The 5,689-nt window shown below is 60.4% G+C and carries 8 protein-coding genes; all 8 read left to right on the forward strand.

All coding sequences use genetic code 11. The features are described from left to right. Positions 1-432, forward strand: a 432-nt coding sequence (locus AC1D0Z_RS14990) for a hypothetical protein (protein ID WP_477659020.1), incomplete at its 5' end; no start/stop codon positions are given. Continuing rightward, positions 429-1,229 (forward strand): hypothetical protein, encoded by an 801-nt coding sequence (locus AC1D0Z_RS14995; protein WP_477659021.1) that lies wholly within the window; start codon positions 429-431, stop codon positions 1,227-1,229. The genes AC1D0Z_RS14990 and AC1D0Z_RS14995, both read left to right, overlap by 4 nt. Further along, on the forward strand, positions 1,226-1,636 hold the full coding sequence (locus tag AC1D0Z_RS15000; RefSeq protein WP_477659022.1) for a flagellar hook assembly protein FlgD: 411 nt from the start codon (positions 1,226-1,228) through the stop codon (positions 1,634-1,636). Before AC1D0Z_RS14995 ends, AC1D0Z_RS15000 begins: the two co-directional genes overlap by 4 nt. A gap of 37 nt (positions 1,637-1,673) precedes the next feature. Next, positions 1,674-2,864, forward strand: coding sequence for a flagellar hook-basal body complex protein (locus AC1D0Z_RS15005; protein WP_477659023.1), 1,191 nt, complete (start codon positions 1,674-1,676; stop codon positions 2,862-2,864). 32 nt (positions 2,865-2,896) lie between these two features. Next, positions 2,897-3,802: a hypothetical protein gene (locus tag AC1D0Z_RS15010; RefSeq protein ID WP_477659024.1), complete on the forward strand. Its 906-nt coding sequence runs from the start codon at positions 2,897-2,899 to the stop codon at positions 3,800-3,802. 32 nt (positions 3,803-3,834) lie between these two features. Further along, a complete protein-coding gene (locus AC1D0Z_RS15015) occupies positions 3,835-4,275 on the forward strand; it encodes a FliM/FliN family flagellar motor switch protein (RefSeq protein ID WP_477659025.1) in 441 nt (146 codons plus the stop codon). After that, entirely contained in the window at positions 4,272-4,823 is a 552-nt protein-coding gene (locus AC1D0Z_RS15020) for a hypothetical protein (protein WP_477659026.1), read from the forward strand. Before AC1D0Z_RS15015 ends, AC1D0Z_RS15020 begins: the two co-directional genes overlap by 4 nt. Further along, positions 4,820-5,689: flagellar type III secretion system pore protein FliP (fliP, locus tag AC1D0Z_RS15025; RefSeq protein ID WP_477659027.1), on the forward strand; the 870-nt coding region annotated here is incomplete at its 3' end. The genes AC1D0Z_RS15020 and fliP, both read left to right, overlap by 4 nt.

Raw genomic sequence — 5,689 nt, forward strand, 5'->3', positions numbered from 1 at the left:
GAGCTCGACGAGCTGAATGGAAAACTTGCCAAAGCGCAGCACGAACTGGCCTCGGCACGGGCCGCGCTGAGCGCCACGAAAAGTCTGCACAGGCAGACATCCGAGAAGCTGGGGCAGCAGCTCCAGGTGCGCCTGGACGCTTCGATGCACCAGGCCGGACTGCTCTACCTGGCGCAGCTGCAGGCTTCGATGGAGAAGACTCAGGCACAAGTGGCCATGCTGGACAGAGCACGCGATGGCTTGTTGCTGTTGTGCGGGGCGGCCGAAACCCGGCTTGAAGGGTTTCGGTCCCACGAATCGGCCGTCATCGATACTTACGTGCGTGAGCAGTCGCGCCTTCACGCGACCGAAGCCGACCGGGACTGGATGACGCGCGAGGGCTTCAACAGGGCGCCCACTACCTTCCCGCTTGAACCCGGAGGCGGCGCATGAGTTCTCCGTTGTTCCCGCTCCGGGAAAATCCTGGAGCGTCGCGGCTGGTGACCAAGGCTGGTGCAGGATCGCAGCAAGCGGCGGCCGGCGATCATCCGCAATCGGCCGGTGCCTGGAATCGCGAGATGGAGCGGGCGCAACTGGACACCTGGTTCAAACCGCGACAAGCTGCACCGCGCAGCGACGGCCGGCCCAAAGGCACCACCAGCCAGGCTACTTTGAATTCAGATGCACAGCGCCCCGCATCGTCCAACAATGCGGTGAAGGCGGACGGACGCAGGGTGACACCGACGCTGATGGGCGCCGGTCCGGTGCCAAATTGTGGGCCCGGGATACAGGCACCCGCCCTGATGGCTGCGCAAGCGCCCAAGCCCGAAGCCAGCCGTATGCTTGTCACGGATATACGGGCGGCCAGTCTGGCGCTTGCGCTGGCAGGCGTCTCGCGCCTGAAGGTCGTTGGTTTGGCTCCTCCGACTGATCCCGGGGACATGGCGGATGCACTCAATGTGCTGGCAGGACTGGGTTCACCAAGCGAAGAGGCCGATCTCGATTCGAAGGCGATACGCCTGTATGCCGAATGGACCGGGCACGATGTCGCCGTATGGCTAGGCATTGATGCACGAGCCGAGTCCGGGGATGAGCAGCTCGCGCAGCTTTTGCCCCACATCAGAGCCTGCCTTCAGGGGCAGCGCAGCAGGCTTGTCAAGCTGGTCTGCAATGGCAAGACCGTTTTTGAAGTTTCTTCCTCGTTCATTCCAGCGTTTCCTTATTTCACACAGCCCAAGGAGTTTCCATGACTATCTCCGCGATCAGCGCGTCCCCAAGCGGTTCTTCGTCCAACTTGCAGGCCAGCAGCCTGGGGCTCCAGGACTTCCTGAAGGTGTTGTTGACCCAGCTCTCGTACCAGGACCCGCTCAAGCCAATGGACAACCAGGAGTTCATGGCCCAGATCGCGCAGTTCACCAGCGTCGAGCAGACCCAGCAGCTCAACACGAAAATCGAGACCCTGATCAACAACCAGGCAGCCTTGCAGTCGGTGGGGCTGATTGGACGCACCGTCGATGCCACCACCGCTTCCGGTACGCTGACGGGCACCGTCATGGCGCTGTCCCTGCAGGGAAGCTCGCCGGCCCTCAGCGTGAAAACCGCCTCTGGGGCGGTGATCGACGGCATCAGTATCAGCCAGATCGTCGCGGTACGCTAAGGCGCAACAAACATGCACGGTACAAGGGGAGAAAAAAATGCTTGATTCGATCTACGTAGGGATGACCGGTCTGCTGGGGTATTCCAAAGGTTTGCGTGTCATCGCCAACAACACGGCCAACCTGAATACCCCGGGGTTCAAGGGCTCCAGCCTGCAGTTCTCCGACCTCTTTTATTCCAACAGCAATCTGGCCAGTGGCAGTGGCTCGGGCAGCTACGGTGGCTTGGGTTACGGGCTGAATGCGGGCTCGACCGTGCTCTCGTTCAAACAAGGCGAAATTCGTCAAACTGACAATCCGCTGGATATGGCTGTAGACGGCCAGGGGCTGTTCATTCTCAGGGACGCGGAGGGGAAGATCACCTATACGCGCGCGGGGCAGTTTAAATTCAATGGTGACGGCATGCTTGTGAACCAGGCGGACAACGCCAAGGTCATGGGCCGTGGCTCCGACGGTGGGCTCACCGAAATCAGCCTCGCCGGACTGAGCACCAATGCGGGAAAGGCTACCGCGAACGTGAAATTCAACGGCAATATTTCCAGCACCCTCACCGACCAGACCGTGGGCGGCGTACGGGTTATCGATGCGCTGGGCGGCGCCCATACCCTCAGCGTTAAATTCACCAACACGGACGCGACAACAGCCGGAAGCTGGAAGGTTGAATTGCTCGACGGCACCACRGTGGTTGCGACCCGCCAGATTATTTTTTTCGACGGCAAGCCGACCGCAGCGACCTCGAAACTCAGCGTGAGCTATACGCCAGTTGGAAGCGCGGCGATTCCGCTGCTGCTGGACTTCAGCACCGACGTGACCTCCTTTGCTGCGGGCAACCTGTCCACGCTCGCCATGTCCTCGCAGGATGGCGTCACGCCGGGTGCCTTGACTCAGGCCAGTTTTGATTCCACGGGGACCCTGGTGCTAGGTTATTCGAACAGCCAAAGTGTCAAGGGCGCGCGCTTGGCCCTTGGCCGCTTCGATTCGCTGGATGCGGTGGGTACGGTGGGCAACAACCAGTTCAGTGCGCTGGATCCGGAGCACTGGCTGACAGGCAGCGCGGAGGAGGGCGGCTTTGGTTCGATTCGCTMCTCTTCCGTGGAGATTGCCAACGTGGACCTCTCGCAGGAGTTTAGCGACCTGGTGGTGATGCAGCGAGGCTTTCAGGCGAGTTCGCAGGTAATCTCGACGGCCAATGAGATGCTGCAGGAACTGTTTGCGCTGAAAGGCAAATAATGGCCGATGTATCTGTTGCAAGGAAAATCCTGGTGTCAGAAGCCGACGCCGCTCCAAAACTCCGCGAGCTCAGGGTGTTTTCCACTGACCGGCGCGCACGCGTGAGCGCCACTATTTCAGCGATGCTTATGTCGTGGCGTAGTGCATGGGATTGGCGCGGCAAGAGTCCGGACTCAGAGAGTTTTCAGGTTGTGGTCCGCGATGCTGCCGATTCGGTGTACGTCGCCTGGAATCCAAAATGGCTGGTTTGCGAGCCTGCCAACCCCGGCGCCGGTTTGCTGAGAATGCGTTGCCGCGCGGGCGATGTTGATGTGGCGGCGCCTGAATTCCCGGTGGAGCGTTTTGCCACCTGGCTATGGGGTACGGCGGACGAGCGCCAGTTGCCCGAGCCTGCTCCGGCGCTGGGATCTATGGCAGCGGAGATGGCGCGGTCCATGTGGCAGGATTTCCAGCAGCGATGGGCTATTGCCTGTACACCGCCGGGTGCTGCCGCTGGCATGCCGCCGAAGATGGAGGGGCGAACGGTCGACTGGCCGCGTCCGAATGAATTTTCCGGCGTGTTGCTCGTCGAGTTCTCTGCCGCGGACCTGCAATGGACGGTGGCGCTGGAAGCGGTCAGCGTGGACGCCATGCTCGCCAAGGCTGGCGAGGAAAAGCCGCGCGCTAGCCAGAAGCCGTTCAGGCAAGCCGACTGCGTCCGCGTTGATGATGCCTTGTGCCGACGCACGCTGGCGCTCGATGCCTATTTGCTTCCATGCACCATTTCGCTGGGTGCCCTCCAAAGCCTTCGGGTCGGTGACGTCATCGCGCTTGAGCACCCGCTGGACCACCCTTCGCAGGTCTTCTCGGAGAATCGCGAAAAAGTGGCGCATGCCTGGATGACACAAACAAGCGGCTTTAAATCCCTGGAACTCACCGCCACCCCCAAAAGACCCTGAGACATAACGTGAATACAGCTGCTGAAAAAATCATGAACCCGCCACCCCAAAACCCTGCTTATTCAAGCGCCGATGCCGAAAAGCCTGACGTGTCGGCTCTTACGGTACGACCGATCACATTTCCCCATGCGCCGGCCAACGACAGGCACCAGCCGAGTGACGCGGCAGCTCCCGAGAAAAAGAGCTGGCGGCCCGAGGGTCATGCCGCTCATCCCATTCACCAGGTGAAGGCTACGTTGCAGGTCTACCTGGGATCGGCAACGCTCACGGTGGGCGAGCTGATGTCCGCAACAAAAAATCAGGTGCTGGTGCTGGACCGGACTGTGGGCCAGCCTGTCGATTTGTTGCTCGAAGGCCAGGTGGTTGCCCGCGGCCAATTGGTGGCGCTGGACGAACATTTCGCGGTTCGCATCACGGAGTTGCCTTTGCCGCTAAATCTTGAAAGTGGCTTGCTGGCTGAAGTCAAGCCATGAGGCTTGCCGATTTGCTCAAGCGTTTGCCTTATTTTTTCCGAACCCTGAAAGTGGCGGCGGTTTGCCTGTTGTTCAGCCATGCCACCGCGTTCAGCCAAGGCACGGCTGCATCGGCGGGAGCACCCTCCGCCTCCGCTGCCACAAGCGTCATTGCCTTGCCCAAGACGATTCCTTTCAAGCAGGACTCGGCCTCGTCGTCCGGCGGTGAGGGGCCGCCGCTAACTGCCATCACGGCGATTTTGGCGCTTGGTTTTGCGGGTTTTGCCATCTGGATATGGCGAAATCGCCGGCCGGCTGCCAGCGTTGACACCGCAAAGCGTTCAAGCTGGTGGGGCAGTGCTTCATCCAGGGATGTTCTGCTCCATGGGGTGACCCGGCTATCACCCAAGCACAGTGTTCACGACATCGAATGGCGAGGGCGTCGTTTGCTAATCGGCTGTACCGACCAGGCCATGACCTTGCTGTCGGAGCACGCAGTGATTGAGTCGTCTGTGAGCTCCGGCGGGCAAAGCCATCCCGTTCCGATGCAGCCAGAGCGTACAACATGAGGCGCTCATCGTTTGCCGCTTTGTTGTTGCGTTGGGTTGCGGGCATCCTCATCGGTATGGCRTCATGGGTGGGCGTGCATGCCCAAGCGCCGGATGTCGCGGAAGGTGCAATGAGCGCCGAAACCGCGGTGGTTCGAAATTCGGCTGGGGAGCCTGAGATTCAACTAAAGGCCAGCCCGATGCTGTCCGGAACGCCGACGTCCACGGCGGCCCGCCGCGCGCCCGCGGTTGCTGTCTCGGCAAGTAAAACACCCGCGACGGAAACCTCGCAAGCCCTGCGTGTCGTGCTCGGCCTGACGGTTCTTGCGATACTGCCGGCGTTGCTGGTATGCCTCACCAGTTTTATGCGCATCATCATCGTGCTGTCCATGCTGCGCCACGCTATCGGCATGCCCGAGACGCCACCCAATACCGCGCTGATCGGCTTAGCCTTGTTTTTGACGATGTTCACGATGTCGCCGGTCCTGCAGAAAATCAATGTGGATGCTTTCGAGYCGTTCATGGCGGGGCGGATCGGCATGGAACAAACCTACAACAAAGGCGTGGGTCCCTTGCGTGAATTTATGGTCCGACAGACGCGTGAGCCCGACCTGGCGCTGATGGTGGAACTATCAAAGGCGCCGGTTCCGCAGACCATGGACGACATTAGCAATGTACAGCTCATCCCAGCATTCATGCTGTCCGAGCTGCGCGCGGCGTTCCAGATCGGCTTTGTGATCTTCCTGCCGTTTTTGCTGATAGACCTCATCGTGTCGAGCATTCTCATGGCTCTGGGGATGATGATGATGCCCCCRACCACCATTGCCCTGCCCATCAAAATACTGATGTTCATCCTGGTCGATGGATGGAGCCTTGTGCTCAAGGCA

The organism is Polaromonas sp. P1_E3, assembly GCF_056405935.1.